Source organism: Lysinibacillus sp. NPDC095746 (assembly GCF_044763535.1).
GTDB lineage: Bacteria > Bacillota > Bacilli > Bacillales_A > Planococcaceae > Lysinibacillus.
Window position 1 is genome coordinate 113,592 of the sequence record NZ_JBIWGL010000010.1, and the last position, 20,609, is coordinate 134,200.

At 36.1% G+C, this 20,609-nt stretch carries 18 protein-coding genes and 1 pseudogene; 8 read left to right on the top strand and 11 right to left on the bottom strand.

Annotation, left to right across the window (positions count from 1 at the left end; all coding sequences use genetic code 11):
• Window position 1: 1 nt before the first annotated feature.
• The 4 genes from ACIQ7N_RS09800 to ACIQ7N_RS09815 are packed head-to-tail and all read right to left on the bottom strand — an operon-like array spanning window position 2 to window position 4,646.
• Window positions 2-1,489 carry a Na+/H+ antiporter subunit D gene (locus ACIQ7N_RS09800; RefSeq protein ID WP_402931666.1) on the bottom strand — a complete coding sequence of 496 codons (1,488 nt, stop codon included), beginning with the start codon at window positions 1,487-1,489 and terminating at the stop codon, window positions 2-4.
• Window positions 1,482-1,823 carry a Na(+)/H(+) antiporter subunit C gene (locus tag ACIQ7N_RS09805; RefSeq protein WP_049669151.1) on the bottom strand — a complete coding sequence of 114 codons (342 nt, stop codon included), beginning with the start codon at window positions 1,821-1,823 and terminating at the stop codon, window positions 1,482-1,484. The genes ACIQ7N_RS09800 and ACIQ7N_RS09805 overlap by 8 nt, the downstream gene beginning before the upstream one ends.
• Window positions 1,823-2,245: a Na(+)/H(+) antiporter subunit B gene (locus ACIQ7N_RS09810; protein ID WP_049669152.1), complete on the bottom strand. Its 423-nt coding sequence runs from the start codon at window positions 2,243-2,245 to the stop codon at window positions 1,823-1,825. The genes ACIQ7N_RS09805 and ACIQ7N_RS09810 overlap by 1 nt, the downstream gene beginning before the upstream one ends.
• The gene (locus ACIQ7N_RS09815; RefSeq protein WP_402931668.1) at window positions 2,232-4,646 is read right to left on the bottom strand and encodes a Na+/H+ antiporter subunit A; all 2,415 of its coding nucleotides are present in this window, start codon (window positions 4,644-4,646) and stop codon (window positions 2,232-2,234) included. Before ACIQ7N_RS09815 ends, ACIQ7N_RS09810 begins: the two co-directional genes overlap by 14 nt.
• Before the next feature lie 155 nt (window positions 4,647-4,801).
• Between ACIQ7N_RS09815 and ACIQ7N_RS09820 the strand changes: the two genes are divergently transcribed.
• Complete coding sequence (locus tag ACIQ7N_RS09820) at window positions 4,802-5,365, top strand: DUF5366 family protein (protein ID WP_142510531.1); 564 nt, start codon at window positions 4,802-4,804, stop codon at window positions 5,363-5,365.
• A gap of 186 nt (window positions 5,366-5,551) precedes the next feature.
• On the opposite strand, the gene ACIQ7N_RS09825 is transcribed toward ACIQ7N_RS09820, so the two are convergent.
• The 4 genes from ACIQ7N_RS09825 to ACIQ7N_RS09840 form a co-directional block, all read right to left on the bottom strand.
• Window positions 5,552-6,025, bottom strand: coding sequence for a hypothetical protein (locus ACIQ7N_RS09825; RefSeq protein ID WP_402931670.1), 474 nt, complete (start codon window positions 6,023-6,025; stop codon window positions 5,552-5,554).
• Between the two features lie 503 nt (window positions 6,026-6,528).
• Complete coding sequence (locus ACIQ7N_RS09830; RefSeq protein WP_402931672.1) at window positions 6,529-7,317, bottom strand: hypothetical protein; 789 nt, start codon at window positions 7,315-7,317, stop codon at window positions 6,529-6,531.
• A 515-nt stretch (window positions 7,318-7,832) separates the two neighbouring features.
• Window positions 7,833-9,683, bottom strand: a complete 1,851-nt coding sequence (locus ACIQ7N_RS09835) for a transglycosylase domain-containing protein (RefSeq protein ID WP_402931674.1) — start codon at window positions 9,681-9,683, stop codon at window positions 7,833-7,835.
• A 334-nt stretch (window positions 9,684-10,017) separates the two neighbouring features.
• Window positions 10,018-10,725 carry a hypothetical protein gene (locus tag ACIQ7N_RS09840; RefSeq protein ID WP_402931676.1) on the bottom strand — a complete coding sequence of 236 codons (708 nt, stop codon included), beginning with the start codon at window positions 10,723-10,725 and terminating at the stop codon, window positions 10,018-10,020.
• 427 nt (window positions 10,726-11,152) lie between these two features.
• On the opposite strand from ACIQ7N_RS09840, the gene ACIQ7N_RS09845 reads away from it, so the two are divergent.
• A complete protein-coding gene (locus tag ACIQ7N_RS09845) occupies window positions 11,153-11,740 on the top strand; it encodes a peptidylprolyl isomerase (RefSeq protein WP_132361702.1) in 588 nt (195 codons plus the stop codon).
• A gap of 22 nt (window positions 11,741-11,762) precedes the next feature.
• A complete protein-coding gene (locus ACIQ7N_RS09850; RefSeq protein ID WP_402931677.1) occupies window positions 11,763-11,975 on the top strand; it encodes a hypothetical protein in 213 nt (70 codons plus the stop codon).
• Between the two features lie 214 nt (window positions 11,976-12,189).
• On the opposite strand, the gene ACIQ7N_RS09855 is transcribed toward ACIQ7N_RS09850, so the two are convergent.
• Window positions 12,190-13,362 (bottom strand): MalY/PatB family protein, encoded by a 1,173-nt coding sequence (locus ACIQ7N_RS09855; RefSeq protein ID WP_402931679.1) that lies wholly within the window; start codon window positions 13,360-13,362, stop codon window positions 12,190-12,192.
• 72 nt (window positions 13,363-13,434) lie between these two features.
• On the opposite strand from ACIQ7N_RS09855, the gene ACIQ7N_RS09860 reads away from it, so the two are divergent.
• A complete protein-coding gene (locus ACIQ7N_RS09860) occupies window positions 13,435-13,695 on the top strand; it encodes a DUF1871 family protein (RefSeq protein ID WP_402931681.1) in 261 nt (86 codons plus the stop codon).
• A gap of 399 nt (window positions 13,696-14,094) precedes the next feature.
• Here the strand turns inward: ACIQ7N_RS09860 and ACIQ7N_RS09865 are convergent.
• Window positions 14,095-14,231, bottom strand: a pseudogene (locus ACIQ7N_RS09865) (sodium-dependent transporter); the annotation flags it as partial.
• Between the two features lie 273 nt (window positions 14,232-14,504).
• Between ACIQ7N_RS09865 and ACIQ7N_RS09870 the strand changes: the two are divergent.
• The 3 genes from ACIQ7N_RS09870 (at window position 14,505) to yugI (ending at window position 17,155) form a co-directional block, all read left to right on the top strand.
• On the top strand, window positions 14,505-15,053 hold the full coding sequence (locus ACIQ7N_RS09870) for an RNA polymerase sigma factor (RefSeq protein ID WP_402931683.1): 549 nt from the start codon (window positions 14,505-14,507) through the stop codon (window positions 15,051-15,053).
• Window positions 15,046-16,689 (top strand): hypothetical protein, encoded by a 1,644-nt coding sequence (locus tag ACIQ7N_RS09875; RefSeq protein ID WP_402931685.1) that lies wholly within the window; start codon window positions 15,046-15,048, stop codon window positions 16,687-16,689. The genes ACIQ7N_RS09870 and ACIQ7N_RS09875 overlap by 8 nt, the downstream gene beginning before the upstream one ends.
• A gap of 88 nt (window positions 16,690-16,777) precedes the next feature.
• Window positions 16,778-17,155, top strand: a complete 378-nt coding sequence (yugI, locus tag ACIQ7N_RS09880; protein ID WP_248716973.1) for a S1 domain-containing post-transcriptional regulator GSP13 — start codon at window positions 16,778-16,780, stop codon at window positions 17,153-17,155.
• A 266-nt stretch (window positions 17,156-17,421) separates the two neighbouring features.
• Here yugI and ACIQ7N_RS09885 read toward each other — a convergent pair whose 3' ends face one another.
• On the bottom strand, window positions 17,422-18,729 hold the full coding sequence (locus tag ACIQ7N_RS09885) for an AAA-type ATPase lid domain-containing protein (RefSeq protein ID WP_402931687.1): 1,308 nt from the start codon (window positions 18,727-18,729) through the stop codon (window positions 17,422-17,424).
• Between the two features lie 145 nt (window positions 18,730-18,874).
• Between ACIQ7N_RS09885 and pruA the strand changes: the two genes are divergently transcribed.
• The gene (gene pruA / locus ACIQ7N_RS09890; protein WP_402931689.1) at window positions 18,875-20,419 is read left to right on the top strand and encodes an L-glutamate gamma-semialdehyde dehydrogenase; all 1,545 of its coding nucleotides are present in this window, start codon (window positions 18,875-18,877) and stop codon (window positions 20,417-20,419) included.
• Window positions 20,420-20,609: the final 190 nt, after the last annotated feature.

Genomic DNA, 20,609 nt, shown 5'->3' on the forward strand with positions numbered 1-20,609 from the left:
TCTAATCCTCCTTCATTACAGCATCTATATAAATAGATGGATCACTTAATAGTTTTGCCGCATCGTTCATAAATGGGGTAATCCATTCAGAGCCTACACCATACGCTACAGTAATGAGCACTAAAAGAACGGTAGGCGCAAATAGTGTATAGTAGACTTTTTTATCGACAGTACCCGTTGTTTCTTTTTCTTCACCCCAGAAAGCATAAAGGAAAATACGAATAACCGATAATAAAACGAGAAGTGATGAAGCTAAAATAAAAATACTACTCCATTTACTGCCTGCTTCAAATCCGCCCTGTACAATCAACAGCTTTCCAACGAAGCCACTAAGAGGGGGGATCCCTGCTAAACCAAATGCTGCAATTAAATAGCACCAACCAAGAGCAGGATATTTATTCATAAGACCGCCCATTTTTCGTAAATCAGATGTGCCAGTAATGTAGATGACGATCCCTATTAACATAAAGAGCGCTGCTTTAATTAGCATGTCATGGATTAAATAAAACATTGCACCTTTTAGGGAGATTTCATTCATTTGAGAAACACCAAATAAAATAACACCTACAGCTATGACAATATTATAGATAATGATGAGCTTCACATCGTGGTAGGCAAGTGCACCAATACAGCCCGCAACAATGGTTGCAACTGCTAATGCCATCAGTAAATCATGTGTATACGATAAATCATGAACAAAGAACAATGTATATGTTCGAGTAATCGCATAAATGCCCACCTTTGTTAGAAGTGCACCAAATAGCGTTAGCACTGGTATAGGTGCTGCTGCATAAGAAGTTGGTAGCCAGAAGTATAGCGGGAAAATAGCCGCTTTTAACCCAAATACCATTAAAAATAGTACAGCTATAACCGTAACGATACCTGGCTGATTAATTTCAGCCATTTTTACTGCAATATCTGCCATGTTTAATGTGCCTACTACAGAGTAAAGGAAGGCAACTGTAATAACAAATAAAGCAGATGAAATAACATTAATTAAAATATATTTAATGGAACCTTTAAGCTGTCCTTTTTCGCCCCCAAGAACGATAAGCAAATAAGAGGCCATTAACAAAACCTCGAAGAACACGAACAGGTTAAAAATATCGCCTGTCGTAAATGCCCCGTTAACCCCAGTTAAAATAAACATAATGCCAGGATAATAGAAGAAGCGTTCACGTTCCTTTGTGATGGAACCAAAGCCATACCAAACAACAAAGAAGGTGATCAGCAGCGTTGTAGTGACAAGCAATGCAGATACCATATCAGAAACCATCGTAATGCCATACGGCACAGGCCAATTCCCGAACGTTACCATTTGAATACCATCATTTTTCACTTTTATAAGCAGTGAAATGGCTGATATAAGTGCGAGACCTATACCAAGTAATGCGAATGAACGCTGATATTTTAAGTTTTTTTGCCCGAATATTAAAATCATACCGAAGAAAAATGGAATGATAATTGGCAGTAGAAGGAAGTTATTCATCCTCATCACTTCCTCTCATTAAGCTTATATCATCTGTCTCGAGCTCCTGATAAGAACGATATGCGAGGACTAAGAAGAAAGCTGTTACCCCAAAACTAATAACAATCGCTGTTAAAATAAGCGCTTGTGGTAATGGGTCTGCAAAAGTTTTTGCCCCTTCCTTTAAAACAGGTGGTGCTTCTCCACCTAGCCCGCCCATCGTTAAAATGAGAAGATGAGCGCCATGACTTAAAAGACCTGTCCCGATAATAATACGCAATAAGCTTTTGGATAAGATTAAATAAATCGCTGCCATAAATAGAAAGCCTATGACAAACGCCATCAATATTTCCATTATTCATCCTCCCCAATCGTTTGAATAATGGTCATCGTAACGCCGACAACAACCAAATAGACACCGCTATCAAAAAGCATAGCCGTGTGTAATGACTGTTTGCCTAGAAGCGGTAAATCGAAATAATCAAAGAAATGTGTAAAAAACGGTTTACCTACAAACATTGGGAAAGCAGCTGTTGCGAGTGCTAGAAGTAAGCCAATTGCAGTTAAATACGTATAATTTATAGGTAAAACCTTACGAACCGTATTTAAATCAAAGGCAAGGACTAAGAGCACGATCGCACTCGATGTTAAAAGTCCACCAACAAAGCCGCCTCCAGGTGTGTAATGACCAGCGAGAAAAATATGAATGGAGAAGAAGAAAATAATGAAGAATACAATTTTTGTTGTAAATTGTATAATGACATCATTTGTTTTCATGTGTTTTCTCCTTTCTATTCATGCGTAGCTTTATCATTGCTAAAATGGCCATTCCAGCAATAGCTAGTACTGTAATTTCAAATAATGTATCAAAGCCACGGTAGTCTACTAAGATAACATTGACAATGTTTCCACCGCCTGCTTTTGAATAAACGGTTTCCTCATAATATTTCGAAATAGTCGGAATCAATTTTTGTGAATGTGCAGACAGTGCTACAAGCGTAACCATAACACCAACAGCAACGGAAACAATCGCGCGATTTAATTGGAATCTCATGCGCTCTTCCCGTTTTCCCAGCTTCGGCAGATGATAAAACGCTAGTAAAAATAGCGCAACAGAAATTGTTTCAATGACAAGCTGTGTTAATGCTAAATCAGGAGCATTAAAAATAACGAAGAATAATGCTACTGTGTAGCCCACAGCACCAAGGCCTATAATAGCTGTTAAACGTGACTTTGCCAAAATTGTAATGGCTGTTCCAATGACTAACACTACAACTAAAATGATTTCGTAAGGACGAATAGGTGAAATGTCTTGGAAGGAGACTGTAAAAGCATTCTTCACAAATAAAGAACCGATTACAATCGCCGCAATGCTACTAAACATATACAGCAGGTAGTGACGCATAGAGCCCGTCATATAAAGACGTGATACGCGATTTAACCCAACATCTAGTCCGAGCATAATCTTGTCGTATGCATTATTTAACGTTAAAGATTTCGGGAATCTTTGATAAATAACTTGCCATTTCGGTAATGCTACAAACAATAGAACCCCAACAATTACGATGCCAAATGTCATGACTAATTCGGGAGTAATTTCACCATGCCAAGCAGCCACGTGAATATCAATATCCTTTGGTGAATCATATAAGAATGGCTGAATAGCTTGTACGGCTGGTTTTACAAAGGTATCACCAACTAGGTTCGGAATAAAGAATATTGTTACGACTAATGCTGCTAAAATCATCGGTGAAATTAGCATACCAATCGGTGCCTCGTGTGGTTTATGAGGTAATTTTTCTGGTTTATATGTACCAGTAAATGTTCTGAAAACAAAATAGAAGCTATAGACAAATGTAAATATACTAGCAATCCAAGCGACAATCGGGAAGAGTGCTCCCCATGTTTCGAAGCCTAAAAAATCGAAATTTTGCAGTGCAAGCATAGCAGTTAAAAACATTTCCTTACTTAAGAAGCCGTTAAATGGCGGTAGACCAGCCATTGATAAGCTTCCGATAGCCGCTACTGTAAAGCTAAGCGGCATAATACTCATTAATCCACCGAGCTTACGAATATCACGTGTACCTGTTTCATGATCGACAATGCCTGCAATCATGAATAGGCTTCCTTTAAACGTTGCATGGTTGATAAGATGGAAGATTGCCGCAAAGGCAGCAAATTTAATAGTATCTGTAGTCCCATTGCCATGAAACGCTAAAGCACTAGCGCCGAGCAAAGACATGATAAGTCCAAGCTGACTCACTGTGGAGAAAGCAAGGATTCCTTTTAAATCTGTTTGCTTTATAGCAAAGAATGAACCCCAAAATAACGTTAAAATACCTACGCTTGTTACGAGCCATACCCAAAGCTCAGAAACAGCGAAAATTGGTGTGAAACGTGCAATTAAATAAATACCTGCCTTTACCATTGTTGCAGAGTGGAGGTATGCACTTACTGGTGTTGGCGCTTCCATTGCATCTGGTAACCAAATGTAGAATGGGAATTGGGCAGATTTTGTAAACGCTCCTAGCAGTATTAAAACGAGCGACCAAGTGAACAAGGGATGCTGCACTAAGCTAGGTGCCATTACAATAAGTTCACGGATTGAATACGTTCCTCCCATTAAATAAAGAAGGATGAATCCTCCTAACATCATCAAGCCGCCACCGACTGTAATCATCATTGACTTAAGTGCACCAAAGCGAGAGGCATCACGAGCATACCAATAGCCGATCAGTAAAAATGATGAAATAGATGTTAGTTCCCAAAAGAAGTACAGTGTAATTAAATGATCTGACTGTACTACTCCTAGCATTGCGGTCATAAATAATAATAGGTAAACATAAAAATTATGTAATTTTTCTTTATGTTTGTCTAAGTAAAAAATAGAGTAAAGTACGACCAATGAGCCAATTCCAGTGATCAGCAATGAGAACAGCAAGCTAAGTCCATCTAAATAAGAAACGACGGAAATATCAAGCGATGGAATCCAAGGAAGCTCTTCAAGAAATACTTTACCATCTGCTACTTTTCCGATATAAGACGCGTAAATAATCGCGAGTGTAGCAGGTACTGCAAGAACAAACCAGCCTGTGTGAATATTTTTAATGCTTTTATATAAAAGTGGCACAAATATTGCAGCAAGCATTGGAATGAAAATATAAAGTACTTGTAACAAAAAAATCCTCCTTTATGCAGATAAGTATGTTAATTATATCGCACTTTTTGTAGGATTGCATATGCACTCATATGATTTAGCTTGCGGTAATGGAAGAACTTTGGATATATTATAAATAGGAAGTTATCAATAATAATAGAGGAAAAAAATTATTTATGAAGAACCCTTATATTTATGGTTATCTACCATTAATTACAATTTTATTGTTTAGTTTGACGTTTGGAATGTATGCAGTAAGTGAATCGTTGCAAGTTTTTCATGCAATCGGTGTGTATTCCGGCATGCGTGAGTTTTTATCCGATTTTGAGCTCCGTGTATTCTTGCTAATTGTCTTTGCTGTAATCTTTTTTATGCTATTTTCAGCATTAAAATTAGTAGGGGAAACGATTCATGAGTTAGGAATGTTATTTTTCTCAAAGGATCATGATGGTACGACAGTGAATCAAGCACGAGGTGGATACATCATTTTATTAGTTGGTGCAATCTGTTCAGCCTTTGCTATTCAATTTATTTACGTTTTAGTAGGTATTTTTGTCTTAACCGTTTTTATCTACTTTATTTATCTTATCTATAAAATGAGTCATTTTATGTCGATGGGTGGAACAATTGGCTTATTAGTATTTGAACTTTTTATGTGGACTATACTATTATCGCTATTAGTTTATGTTGTTTTAAAATTGTATAATGGTATTTTAGCAAGTTTACCGTTTGCTCACTAAATGCACCAAATCGTTTATTTCATTCATAAAAGGCAACAGGGGATTGTATCCTGTTGCCTTTTGTCATTAGTAATTTCATAACTTTTTGTTGCATTCTCAAGGGATAGTGCCGCGTTGACTAAAGCGTTACATCCTTGCATTAGGATCTGCAGCGTCTGTCAAATGTGCATAAGTGCTTAAGAGTATTTATTTTGCGGTTGTATAAAGATTTTGAATTGTACTTGAATCAATAATTTGTTCTTGCTGTTTATCATTGACAGTATAGAGAATTTTGATTTGTCGTTTAGGATTCTTTTTCACATCTTCAAGTTGGAATGACATAATTAGGACCCCTTCTTTTTCGATTGTCCAATCTTTGATGTCTTTTAATTCTCCGATATCTTCTTTGTCTCGTTTATATACCCCTAGCTTTTTACCACTTTCACCTGCATAAAACTGATATTGAATGTTAGACTCAGCGTGAAGTAAGTCAATATCGTTGATGATCACGTTATCATTACCAGTCCATCTAATAGTTGTTATAATATAGTAATTTTTTCCGTTCTCCAAAGCTGATGTAGAGACTTCATCAATAACAAATTTGCCTTCTTCGTCTTTTTTAATACATCCCCCTAATAAAAGTCCTAACAATAATAAAAACAAAAATAACTTTTTTTTCATGCTACATTCTCCCTTCTTTATGATGATATGTAATTCAATTGTAAATAAATTCATCCTGTTTTGTTAAATATATAAATGCTTTCTAAATAAAAATTGATGTAATATTGAAAATTGAAATTGTCGAAAAAGGAAAGATTCCGTCCCTTAACCAAATTGGTCATCCGTATAATAATGGCTTTCTACGCAAATTTGGAAAAGTGACCCTGATTTTTGTAGAAAGTTCTTAATATAATTCGCCAAATCGCAATAGGGTCATGTTTTGGCTTAGAGATAACGAATAGTTATATATCATTTTCTGTAAAATTGTATTTATCCATCAATATCTTAGGAGTTTTTGTAGATAAAATTTTGTTCATTTATTCTTTCTTTACTTAATTCTTAACTAAAGGAGCCTAACAATAAGAGGCTTCAAAAAACAGTATCTTAAGTCCACAAAATAAATTGTAGACTAAGATACTGTATTTAAATGAATTTAACCCTTTTTTCGATTTATTTCTAATCAATTAATATAGAGAAAATGTATGTGCGATCTGATGGAATTTTCTATAGGTAACGGTATTGCCGCTTGTAGAGGATAAACTGAATCCGGCTGCAGAGAAACCAGCGCTAATACTTTTACTAACTGCATATTCTAAGTTACCAGTAGCTCTAAATGTAACTGTAGTACTACTAGCCTTAGAGGCTGTTTGATAGCCGTTCAACCAAGTATGAGTACCTGACCCGCTTGGTAAAACAAATGCAGTTCCAGCATCTACTGATACAACTTCTCTAAATGAACCAGAATTATAAATTACTGTGTCTACTCCATATGTTACACTTGCGTAATTTTTAACTAAAACATCTGTTTTTTTCATTAAAAAATCAACATTTGCTAGTGCTTGTATAGATGGATCAGTTGCTGATGGTGTAACTGAATATGTGTTTGTAACATTTGTTAGCGGGATTGCATTATTTGTATCTGGAATTGAATTTTCCAATAAGTTGTTGTATATTGGTCTATCTGAATATTTTGCATGAATTTTTTTAGTCTCTTCAAAAATTTCAGTTGCCACTTCTTCATAAGTTTTACCTTCATGCTTAGCTAATTGTTGAATATAATTTTCTAAGCTTTTTTCTTCGAGTTCATAACCTTGTTGATCCATAACTTCAAAAAATGGTTTTACTTCGTTTTTTTCTTCTTGTTCTAAACTTTCTGAAGGATTATCTGCAAAAGTAGTTACTGCTCCTCCTGTTAAAAGACTTGTCGTTAAAATACCTGCAGAAATTGTCATTAATGTTTTTTTCTTCATCAACCTTATATACCACCCTTCATTAACTTATCAATGTCCATTTTTTTTTATTACTTTTATCTTTGGCTATAGCCAATACTCATCCGGATAAATTCACTTTAACACCAAAATATGTAAATTTCAACAAAAGAAATACAAAATTTTACCAATATCGTAGTTGTTGTGAGATTGCAATAACTTATAGTTGATTTTTTAAATGATTAAATAATTTTACATTGCTATAGAAAAAAGCGAAAACTCAAGCATCGTAATTGTTGTCAAGACAAATTACGAGAGGAATTTTCGCTTTGCACTTTAAGTTTAACAAAATATAATTGCTGTTATCATATTTTTCCGAAGCTTCTTTTCCATCTGTTGAAGAACCACATGTATTTCGTGCTTATTCAGTATCATGTCTAATTTGCCAGGGAGTACAATTTGTCATGCACAAATATTACGTCGTATCTACAATGGCAAGGTTTGGTATTTCGGATAAAGATGATGCTTTGCTATTGTTCGTATGCATATCAACTTTTAGGTTATTCCAGTAAAACATTAAATAGCTTGTGATGAATCTTATAAGCTTCTAATCTCTCCATAGATTGTGGCTTATCGTAGCCAAGCCATACTGCTGCAGTGTACTCATCATTTAATCCGGCAAGCCAGTAGTCGCGATAGTTGTTAGTTGTTCCTGTTTTGGCACCGACATAGTTACTTCTACTATAAACGCCTTGCGCGGTACCTTTGGTAACAACATCTGCAAGCATTGAACGTATATATTTAACTGTTTTTGGTGCCCAAATTTGATCGCGAGTTGAATCCCAGCTGTAAAGCTCCGTGCCATCAGATGCTGTTACTTTACGAATGCTATGGGCAAGTACGTATGAGCCGTCTATAAAACTTGTATAAGCATCCGCTAGTTCAAGTGCTGTAACACCATACGTTAAACCTCCCAAAGAGGCAGCATAAGTATGGTCTTTTGCCACGATAGAGCGGAAATGAAAGCGATCTAAGTAACTAAAGGCTGTGTCAATTCCGACGGTGTTAAAGAGACGGAGAGCCGATGTATTGTAGCTATTTCGAAATGCTACTCGAATCGGTACATCACCGTATTTAAAGCCTCCATAGTTTTGTGGACAAAATGAACCGACACAATAACTGCCACCACTAACGATAGAATCAGGTGTATGTGCTGTCGTTTCAAAGAAAGGCGCATATACAGCTAATGGCTTAAAGGCAGATCCTGGCTGACGTGTACCTTGAAAGGCCCGATGATAACCAAACTTTTCGTAGTTTTTCCCAGCATAAAGACTAACAACTTCTCGGGATGTATTATCAATAACTGCTCCAGCTGCTTGTAATTTACCTGCGCCTAGAATTGCCGTCATTTTTTTCTCATCATGTGCTTGTTTGTCTGGATCAAGCGCGGTATAAATCGTTAATCCATTTTGGAATAATGCATTGAGTCGATTGTCTAGCTGTGCTTTGATTTTTTTCTTCTCTTCCTCGCTTTGTGAATTTGCAAGTCGATCTGAATAACCTTCTTTTTCTGCAACTAACCATCTAAGCTCTTGTAGGACATACGTGCTGTACATAGGGGAGCTTTGCGCTTTATTCTTGACATTTAATGTGATAGTTTCAGCTTTATATGTAATGGCATCTTCTTTTGTTATAGCGCCACTCGCTACGAGTGTATCTAATAACCGCTCCTGCCTCGCTTTTGTTTTTTCAAAGTTTTTTAAAGGATTATAAAGCGACGGGTTATTCGGAATGGCAGCAATAAATGCAATTTCAGCTATAGATAATTCTTGGAGTGGTTTTTGAAAATAATATGTAGCTGCTCCACCGATTCCATAAACTTGATTGCTGAAATAGGCTTCATTTAAATACATCGTTAAAATCTCGTCTTTATCAAATTCTTTCTCAAGCTCATGAGAGTAAAAAATCTCTGTTAATTTTCGTTCATATGTTTTTTCGTCAGATAAATAACGCATTCGAACGAGCTGTTGTGTAATAGTACTAGCCCCTTGAGAAGTTGAATTTGTACTTGAGTTAGCAACAACTGCACGGATGATAGCACTAAGGTCAAAGCCGATATGCTCATAAAAATGAGCGTCCTCACTTGCAATAAAAATTTCCTGGGCAATTTTGGGGATTTCCTGTAATGTTAGAGGTTGCCGCCATTCGACATATTCCTCGCTAAATGTTTTGCCGTTTCGATCAATAAGTGTTACTGGAAGCTGTGGCTGTACTTCCGGTAAATGAATAGCGCTGGCGATTTGCTCCTCATGCGCTTGTGCTGCATTGATCTCTGTCCTAATATTTGTACTAATCCACCAAAGGACAGGTAAGGATAGTAAAATGATAAAAAAACCAAAAGCCTTTTTCATGTGTGCCTCCACTCTAAATATGAGTCATTCAACAGAATAACATAATTTGGATAGTTTCCAAATACGCGTTACGACCTATTTGTATTTATAATAATGAAGTTGGAGACGACGTTTGTTAGAGCTTATTAAGAGTGATTGGTGAAGGGGTTAGACATGATAATAAAGTAAAAGGATTCACACACAGTTTATGTATAAATCCTTTTTTGCTCTTTGGAAGGCGGATGTCGATAACAATGTGTTTCTGTGAATAAGTTGATTGGAGTGTAGTTAGCGTCATAGATGAGATCCTGGAGCGAACAGGCAGAGGAACGAACGCTACTAGCATCAAGAAAGCTTACGCTCTGTTTTTTTGACTGTTACTTACCATAAGAGGAATAATACATAACAATGCAAGGAAAATGAACAAGATTAAGGTGTTGATTGGATTATCTTTTACTTTTGAATCTTCTATATGGTTTTTTTCAAATTCTTTTACTTCTTCTATTTTATTTACTTTATTGTTTGGAATAAATTCGTTTTTATTGACATCATAGTAATAGAATTTGTGTTTATTAAAAGTGAAAAAGTCATCTTTAATCGTCTTATATGAACTTGAAATCATCGCTAAATTCACTTTTTCCGTATCAATTTTTGTTTTTACATATTTTTCACTTTCTGCTTTAAACAATTCTTTTTCTTTTGTTAATAGGTTGGTTGCTTCACTTTTTACTTTTTCTACATCTTGAAGCGTTGTTGCTTTTTTTAAGCCTTCTTCAATAAAGGTTATTTGTTCCATTTTCATTTTTTCTTCAAATTCTTTTGTTTTTAGCTCTAATAATGATTTATCTTCTTTTTCTGTTTCAATTACTACCGTTTTTGTTTCTTGTGCTAATATTTTAGCGGAGTCGTTTTTGTAATCATTAACTTCTTTTTTATTTTTTTCATTTACTGAATTCAGGTGCTCTTCTGAACCGATTTTTGTTGCCATACTGGTAGATGAAAAAACGATACTCAACATACATACCGACAGTCCAATTACACTTATTTTTTGAATAAATTTCATTCAATCCCTCCATTTTGTCTATTATTATTCATATAATCCTATTCCACTTTTCCTTCTTCATTCCGATATTTTCCATTTTATGGTCATTCAAGGTTATATATGAACAATCAAAAAATAAAGTAAGGGGGTTATTATGAAAGAATATTTCTTAACCGAAGAACAGTACTGTACTAACAACATCGTGCCGCTGACGCTACGCTTTCGCGTAAAAAACCACTTAATGGCCAAGCGGCTTAACGGAAGCCCCAGTCGGAAGAGAATTCAACACTGCGGATGGTGATAAGCTGAAAAATTAAAAGTGCAAAAAATCGTCAATACTTTGGTGAAGAAAACCATTAAGAAGTATGTTAGACTAAAATGAGGTCAGAAATGATAGTACTATCATTTTCAATGAAACTGAAATTTTACATTTAAAGGAGAGACTTCAATGTTTCCACAATTAACAACAGAAGTACTAGAAGGCGAAGTACTTGTAGAAATGAAAACAACATTAGGTGCCATCAAAATTAAATTATTCCCAGAGCATGCACCAAAAACTGTTGAAAACTTTTTAGGCCATGCAAAATCAGGATACTATGACGGCATCATTTTCCACCGTGTAATCCAAGACTTTATGATTCAAGGTGGTGACCCAACTGGTACAGGTATGGGCGGCGAGTCAATTTGGGGTAACTCTTTCGAGGATGAGTTCTCTGAAAACGTATTTAATCTTCGCGGTGCCCTTTCGATGGCAAATGCGGGTCCAAACACAAATGGTTCACAATTCTTTATCGTACAAATGAAACACCTTCCAAGTGATATGCTTCGTCAATTACAAGGTGCTGGCTTCCCAGAAGAAATTATTGAAGCATATGCTAAAAATGGCGGTACTCCTTGGTTAGATCATAAGCATACAGTATTTGGTCATGTTGTTGAAGGAATGGACATTGTCGACAAAATTGCAGATGTAGAAAAAGACTTCCGTGATAAACCAGTAGAAGATGTGAAAATCGAGTCAATTACAGTTTTTGAATAATAATTGTAAGGACGTGTAAAACATGAAACATTTAATGTATCAATTTTTATATATCCCAGAAGATAAATCAGGCTACATTCCCGCAGCTTTTGAATTTTTAATCATGCTTATATTATGTATTGTTGTCTTTACTGTTTTCCGTAAGATTTCTAAGAAACAAGAAATGAAATCAAAGGAAATCGAAGCACGTATTCTTTCAGAGAAAAATAATACAAACAATCAGCAAAATATTTAACTGCATTCAGCGGGTGACTAAATACCCAACGGAGTTAAAACTTCCGGCCGATTCCGGATGCAATTATGCCGAATCATAATTGATTGTACCAGATGCCTCGCAGCCTTTAAGGATTGCGGGGCATTTTTCTCGTATCATTCTCCATATGAGCTATATTTTCTCAACAAAAAAGGATATCTCAGAAAAACTTGAGATATCCTTCACTATTTACTTTCTATTGTTGAAGTACTTGCTTAAAGCGCTGAACACCGTCTTTTACTGTGTCAAATGAGCAAGCGACGTTCATACGCAGGAAGCCTCTACCCTCTTCGCCATATTTTGTCCCAGGCTCTAATGCTAACTTGCCATTTTCCAGCAAGCGTTTCATGATTTCTTTTTCATCAAGTCCTAATTCTCGATAATCAATCCAAAGTAAATAAGTGCTCTGAGGTTTTCTAATATGGATACCAGGTAATTGTTCTAATTCAGCAATCACATAGTCCATATTATTTGAAATATAAGAAAGCATATCATTTAACCATGGGGAACCCTCTGTATAAGCAGTTTGAAGTGCAACAGAAGCAAAAGTATTTAATGAGCCTTGTCCACTAGCCATATGAACTGCCTCTAGTAGCTTACGTTTTTTCTTATCCGTTACAATCATATAAGCGACTTGAATCCCAGCTAGATTAAATGTTTTTGTCGGTGCCATACACGTAATAATACGATCCATTTCATCACCAGCGATTTTTGCTAATGGTGTATGTTTTGAGCCATCCAACATTAAATCAGAATGAATTTCATCGGAAATAATAATAACATCATATTTTGCACATAGTCGTACGATTTCCTTTAATGTAGCTTCATCCCATACATAGCCACCAGGATTATGAGGATTACACAATATGTAGGCTTTCACATTTTGAGCAAGTGCTTGTTCAAAGGCTTCAAAGTCATAGACAAATGTGCCATCTTCTTCAACTAAAGGACAACTAACGATCTCTCGGCCATTACTTTTCGGGATATTATAAAATGGCGGATAAACAGGTGAGGAAATAAGAACTTTATCTCCTGGATTTGTTAGTGCCTTGATACTATCTGCTAAAGCAGCAACAACACCGTTACAGAAAACAATTGATTCTTTGTCAATGTGCCAATCATGATGTGCATGCTGCCAGTCTACGATCGCTTGCACTGCTTTATCGCTAACAAAGCTATAGCCAAAAACAGTTTTTGCAGCATGTTCTTGCAGCGTTTTTGATACGGCTTCTGGAGCAGCAAAATCCATATCCGCTACCCACATTGGTAGTATATCTGAAGCATCTTGTAGCCCATATACATTTTCCATTGCGTCCCATTTTACAGAGTTTGTACAACGACGTTTAATAGTTTGATCGAAAATAGACAAGTAAATCACTCTTTTCTTTTTTATTTACTATGGTATCATACGAGTATGATAAAAGGATAATAGGTGAGTATTTTGGAAAATATAAAAATGAATCAAGCGGCCGTACGTCTGCTAGAGGAGTGGGATCCATTCCACTTAGGTCCAGATCATTATGATACTGAAACTGCAGATGTTGTAGCAGCATTGCAAGGTATTGATGATCCATCAACTCTTGCAAAGGTTATTCAAGAATCATATGAGCATTCGTTTGAAGAATGGATTCCATTTGAAGATTGTGTAGCCATTTCGTACAAGCTTATTGCGATAAAATTTGAAGCAAAATGCATTATTTAACTTTTTAGAGGGTTTTCAAACATCCGCTGAAATAGAGGAACTCAGTTAAGAACGCCACGTCCTGTGGCACGACTGAATGACCAACATCAAGCCTAAGCACAAAGCTGAATCGGGCGCAATGATGCTTTTGCTTTTCTATAGAAAACGAGGTTGTCTCTTTCAATTTAGAGACAACCTCGTTTTTTAACGGTCCTTTATTTAAACAAAGGCAAGATCCTTTGGAGGAAAAAAATATCCCTATTGGAGACCGAATTAAAATATTTAAAATTGACTAGAGGAAGGCTTTAGCCTGCAAAGATAAATCAGTAAGGCTCCAATTGGCATACTAATACTATTCGTCAAAAAGTCTACATAGTCGAAACTAGATCGAGCAAAAGTTTCACATCAGATAGCAACATAGAATACATAATAAAAAACACTTCCGCCGTTAGTATCCGCCATATAAGGAAACTTCCTCATAGCTCTAACCCCTATAGAACTTCCAGCGACAGCTAAAATAACCCAATTTTAGATGTAAATTGATCTCTCGAAGACACGGAATTAAACCCTCCTTAAATTAAAGCTTTATCTTATCGCAATATTCTCCCGAAAAAGTAAATTTTAGGTAAATGATTCATAGAAATTCTTATCTTAATTTTGTTTGTAAAACAGGGGTGTTTTAGTGGTTCAGTATATAGTTTTAGTAACGAAATCCGAGGCCTTAGTAGCTTTGTTTTGATGTAGCGAGATATTTGTATTTTTTATTAATAAGTAAAAATATGTAACAATTAGGAACAATGATTCGTTACATGTGCGAAGGGGGGAAGACCGTGACTGAAACTGAATTAATAGAACGGGCTCAGCGAGGAGACAAAGACGCCTATATAGAGCTAATCCGAATACATCAACGAACAGTTGAAAAATTTGCTTTTCAATGTGGCGTACATAGTAATGATTTAGCGGATGTTTCACAGGAGGTGTTTGTGAAGCTGTATCGTTTTTTACATCAATTTAAACAGGATCGTTTTACGACATGGCTCTATAAAATTACATTAAATGCAACCCGTGATTATTATCGCAAAGAGCAGCGGGAACAAGCAAAGGAAGAGAGGCTAGGTGCTCAGCAGCAAACGCCCTCATCTTCCGCCGAAAAGTATGTCCTTAATTTTGAAGAGGATAGGCAATTACATAACTCTATTAAAGAACTTGATGAAAAATATCGTTATCCGCTCATATTATTTTACTTCCATGAATTTAAGTATGAGGAGATAGCGGAAGTACTAAATATTTCGTTAGCAACTGTCAAAGTTCGTCTATTGCGTGCAAAGGAAAAACTCAAAGCGGTGTTAATGGAGGAGGGGAGTGTTGAAAATGGATGATAAACAATTTGAAAAACGAATGGAGCTTCTAAAAAAATCCTATAATCGTTTGGAACCACAGTTAGATCCAGAAGCCGTTTTCGCACAAATCGAGGCAGAAAATGCAACACAACAACCATTAGAAACAGTAACAACACAAAAGCCCCCTTCAAGATGGCGAAAGCCAGCAGTCTGGATAGCAAGCATGGCAAGTGCACTTTTCGTGAGTATGCTCGTTTCATCTTATATGTTTAACAAACCAGAACTTGTAAATAGTAAAAAGGATATTTCTCAGGAAGAAAAAAAGGAAGTTGGAATTAAAGAATGGACTGAAAATACAACTAAAAAATACAATAGTAAAAAAGAACAAATAAGAAGAGAGTTAAAAGTTACTATTGACGAACTGAATGCGTTTGAATTTATTAAAGAAGCTGACTACATACTAGAGTTCTATACAAAGAGGAATTCTCATGTACAAGAAGAGGATGTACAGTTTTTAAAAATTAATGAAGAAATTATACTTAATAAATTAATGACACCAAGAAGAGCCTTGGAAACCATTGGTGAATCTAATTTAACGTTCGATGAATCTTTTGAGGTATATCGCTTATATGAAGAAACTGTATTGGAATTAGAGAACTTTTACAGTGATCTTCTTAAACCATATGAACCTCTCCTTAAGAAGTCGAAAGATACCAATAATTTTCCTTCAGATTTAAAGGCAATTATAAAGGCAGCAAATAATCAATTCATGGAATTGAAAGTGAATGAAGAGGGGGCGTTTTATTTTAAAGCAACACCGATTTACGGTGAATTTTCGCCACCCAATATCAATAAATTGCATCCTGATATTTTTGGTTACTTTGAGTATTTAGAAAAGGGACAGTTATTATTAGCAGATGATTTAAGGTATACACGAGAAGAAACCGCTAAATCATTAAAATTAATGGAGCGTACATTACTAGCTGATGTAAACGCAGGTTCACCTAGTTACAAGGTTTTAAGACAAAGTTTTGAAAATACATGGTTAGTGTTGTTGAAAGGAACTGCAAGCTATCCTGCTCTTACAAAAGGTGGGGAACCTCGTGAAGATTATATGGATTTCTTGCAAAAAGTAGCTAATGGAACGTACGGGGAAGTAATGAAGAAAACTGCTTCAACAATTTTGCATGAACTACAACAGAACAATCGCTCAAATACTTTAACTCAGTTATCAACTTATGATATTTGGACAATCATATTGCAAACTCGAGAAGAAACAGCAGGATATATTAATGATAGTGATTTTACGATTGTAAGTATTGATGAATCACAAATAAAGAGTATATATGAGCAATATAAAAAAAGCGATGCTGAAACATTTATCGATCAATTACGCCCATTAAATATGGTTTCCCTTTATTTATATGCAATAACTATTGGAGACGAATCTTTACAAAAAGCTATATTAATGCCAGGAACGAACATTAATACAAGTTTGTTAGATAATGTTAAAAGTTTAAATATCTTTAGCCAATTAGGTGAATATGATGGTATCTATCCAACGGTTGCTGTTCGTGTTTCTGAAGAGTATCAGGATAAGTATGGTAGACAATTTCTTATTAAATTATCAATAAACAAAGAAGGTAATTATCGCATAACAGGAATCACGGATTGATGGTATGAATTTTTGCCCCACTAATACACCTATGTTATAATTTGTGGTGATATATACGTAGCAAACAAAAAGAAAGTGGGCAAAGGTTATGGGACAAAAATATGAATTAGGGGACGTGTTGACTGGTAAAGTTACAGGTATACAGCCGTATGGTGCATTTGTTGCGCTTGATGAAGATACACAAGGCCTTGTACATATTTCCGAAATTACGTACGGCTTTGTAAAGGACGTTAGTGAATTTTTGTCAGTTGGGCAAGAGGTTGAAGTAAAGATACTTGAAATCGATGAAGATGCCGAAAAAATTAGTTTATCGATTCGTGCTTTGCAGGAGCGCCCAACTACATTGCGTAAAAAAGATGTACTACCACGTAAATCATTGCAGGACCGTGTAGATGAATCGGATGCGAATGGTTTTAATTCCCTAAAAGATAAATTACAGGACTGGATCGAACAGTCAGGTCAATAAAGTGAAACTTAAACTTCTTTCAGCAAACTATTCGCTGAAAGAGGTTAAAGCTTCCGACCCCAATTATGCCGAGGCATAGTTGATTTAGTGGGGGGCTTTATCCCCCACTGATTATAGTCTTCACCAATCACGCATTTACTGGCAGTTATGCTTGCATTTGACGCTTTCGATACAGACAAATAATTGCTGCTTGTTATTGTGCGAGATAAAAAACGAGGATGCTTTCAAATATGAAGGTATCCTCGTTTTTTTGTATTCAAATATAACTATTGATTTTTTATTTTTCGAATTCGATATTGTAGGTTTTGACGACTCATGCCAAGTGCACTAGCAGCCTTTGTAATGTTGCCTTCATATAAATTTAAGACGTTTTGCACATAATATGATTCAGCTTCACGCAAATAAGCATCGAGTGGCATAACATCATTCTGTTGTTGGAACATAAAGAATTCCGGCTCGTGATTAGTTGTGTCCTGCTGTTGTACTTTGAAACGGAAATGCATTGGTAATAAATCTGAGGTAACTGTTGATTCAGTGGTCATAAACGACACAATTTCATCTAGTAATAGCTCAAGCTCCTTTAAATTTCCTGGCCAATCATATTGCAAAAATAAATCCTGGACATCAGGTGCTAGATCCCGGACATTTGAAGCGAAGCGTTCCCGATGGCGGTTAAAGTAATCATCTACGAATGGAAGAATATCTTCTTTTCGATCTGTTAGATTTGGGATGGTAATCGCCATTGTAGCAAAGAAATAATACAGTGATTTTGAAAGTTTTTTCTCCTCAATCAATGTAATAGGGTCGCTTCCGACACTTCCGATTAGCATGTATTTAGACTGTGGAAGTGATTGTAATACCTCTAACAGTTTCTCTTGAATGTCTAAACTTAAAAAGTCAATGCGTTCGAAGAAAAAAGTATATGCCTTGTCATTTTGTAAGAGCTCCTGCAATTTATCTAAAACAGATGGAACAGAGCGACGACTTACTAATGTTACAAATGCTTCAGGGTCAGGCGATGCTGCATGGTGAATCCCCTCTGCGACTAAATCCTTTCCTGTACCCGATTCTCCAATTAATAAGACCGGTAACTTCACAGCTGCTGCTTTTTTTGCGTTTGAGATAATTTGTCGCATCGATTCGGATACTGCTGTAATCATATCGAATGTTAAAGGTTCATCATATCGGCGAAGAGGCTGATAAACTAGCTTTTCGAGTGATGTAATGTCACGAGCAAATTCAATTGCTCCAATTAGTTTATTTTCAACATAAAGTGGAAAAGTATCATTAATGGTTGTAATTTCATGACCATTTTTATTCCAATAAGTTTGTTTTACATTAATTTCCTTTTTACCTGTTTGTAATACACGCATTAAAGTACTTTCATGCTGGCGGAAGGAAAACATTTCAATAACAGAACGATCTGCTAATTCATCAAAATGGAAACCTTCAATTTCTTTCATTTTTGTATTATAAATAATTGTTTTGCCAGAAAGGTCTACAGCATGAATACCAACAGAAACATTTGTTGCAATAAACTTATAAAAAGGAAGTAGGGGTTCAGAATTTTTCATAAAATGTGCACCTCAAAAAATTTTTACTTGAAATATGCAACAAAATTTTGCATTATAATAAGTGTAAGAATATTCTAAACGCAAAGATATTTTGCGTCAATGTTTTTTGCGCACTTAAAACACATCTCACGAGGGAGGATAAAGTATGATTTCATACAAACACGAACCATTCACAGATTTTACTCAAGAGGCAAATTACAACGCATATTTAGAAGCATTAAATAAAGTAGAGAGTTATTTAGGTCATGACTATCCACTAATTATCGGTGGAGAACGTATTACGACAGAAGATAAAATCGTTTCATATAATCCAGCAAAGAAAACAGAAGTAATTGGTCGCGTATCAAAAGCAAACAAAGAACTCGCTGAAAAAGCAATGCAAGCAGCAGATGAAACTTTCAAAACTTGGAAAAAAGTAGATCCGGCTATTCGTGCAGACGTATTATTCAAAGCAGCGGCAATTATTCGTCGTCGTAAACATGAATTTTCAGCACTTTTAACAAAAGAAGCAGGTAAACCATGGGCTGAGGCTGATGCAGATACTGCAGAAGCAATTGACTTCTTAGAATACTATGGTCGTCAAATGCTCCGTATTAAAGAAGGTCAACCTGTAGAAAGTCGTCCAGGGGAATACAACCGTTATGACTATATTCCATTAGGTATTGGTATTGTTATTTCACCATGGAACTTCCCATTCGCAATTATGGCGGGGACAACGGCGGCAGCTTTAGTAACAGGTAACACTGTATTATTAAAACCGGCTTCAACAACACCTGTAGTTGCTTATAAATTTATCGAAGTGTTAGAGCAAGCAGGTCTTCCAGCTGGTGCTGTGAACTTTGTACCAGGTTCTGGTGCAGAAGTAGGTGACTACTTAGTTGATCATCCAAAAACACGCTTCATTAGCTTCACAGGATCTCGTGATGTAGGCTTACGCATTAATCAACGTGCGTCTGTATTAAATGACGGTCAAATTTGGATTAAACGTGTTATCGCTGAAATGGGCGGTAAAGATACAATCGTTGTTGATAAAGAAGCGGATCTAGAGCTTGCAGCACAATCTATCGTAAAATCAGCATTTGGCTTCTCAGGTCAAAAATGTTCAGCATGTTCTCGTGCTGTTATCGTTGAAGATGTTTATGACCAAGTTGTTGACCGTGTAGTGGAATTAACAAACGCGTTAACAGTGGGTGACCCATCAGACTTCAACAACTTCATGGCAACAGTTATTGACCAAGCAGCATTCAATAAAGTGACAGAGTACATTGAAATTGGTAAAGGAGAAGGTCGTTTAGTTGCAGGTGGTACAGCTGATGATTCAGTTGGTTACTTCATTCAACCAACAGTATTTGCAGACGTAGATCCTTCTGCACGAATTATGAAAGAAGAAATCTTTGGACCAGTTGTAGCTATTACAAAAGCTAAAGATTTTGATCAAGCAATTGATATTGCAAATGATACTGAATATGGCTTAACTGGTGCGGTTATTACAAATAATCGTATGAACTTAGAAAAAGCACGTGAAGATTTCCATGTAGGTAACTTATACTTCAACCGTGGCTGTACTGGTGCAATCGTTGGTTACCAACCATTCGGCGGCTTCAATATGTCAGGTACTGACTCAAAAGCAGGTGGCCCTGACTATCTACAACTTCACATGCAAGCAAAAACAACTTCTGAAATGCTATAACTTCTTTCGGCTGACTAAAGAAGTTGCCTCCGAACGCAATTATGCTGGGGCATAAATTATAAGAGAATCTGCGAGACTCCTCCTGGTAAAGTGAGTCCGGCAAGAACCGCAGGCGCTAATGTCGAGGCGGCTTACCTAGGAGTAGTGTGCAGATTCTTGCTTTTTATATTCAGAAAATGCTGAAATTGTT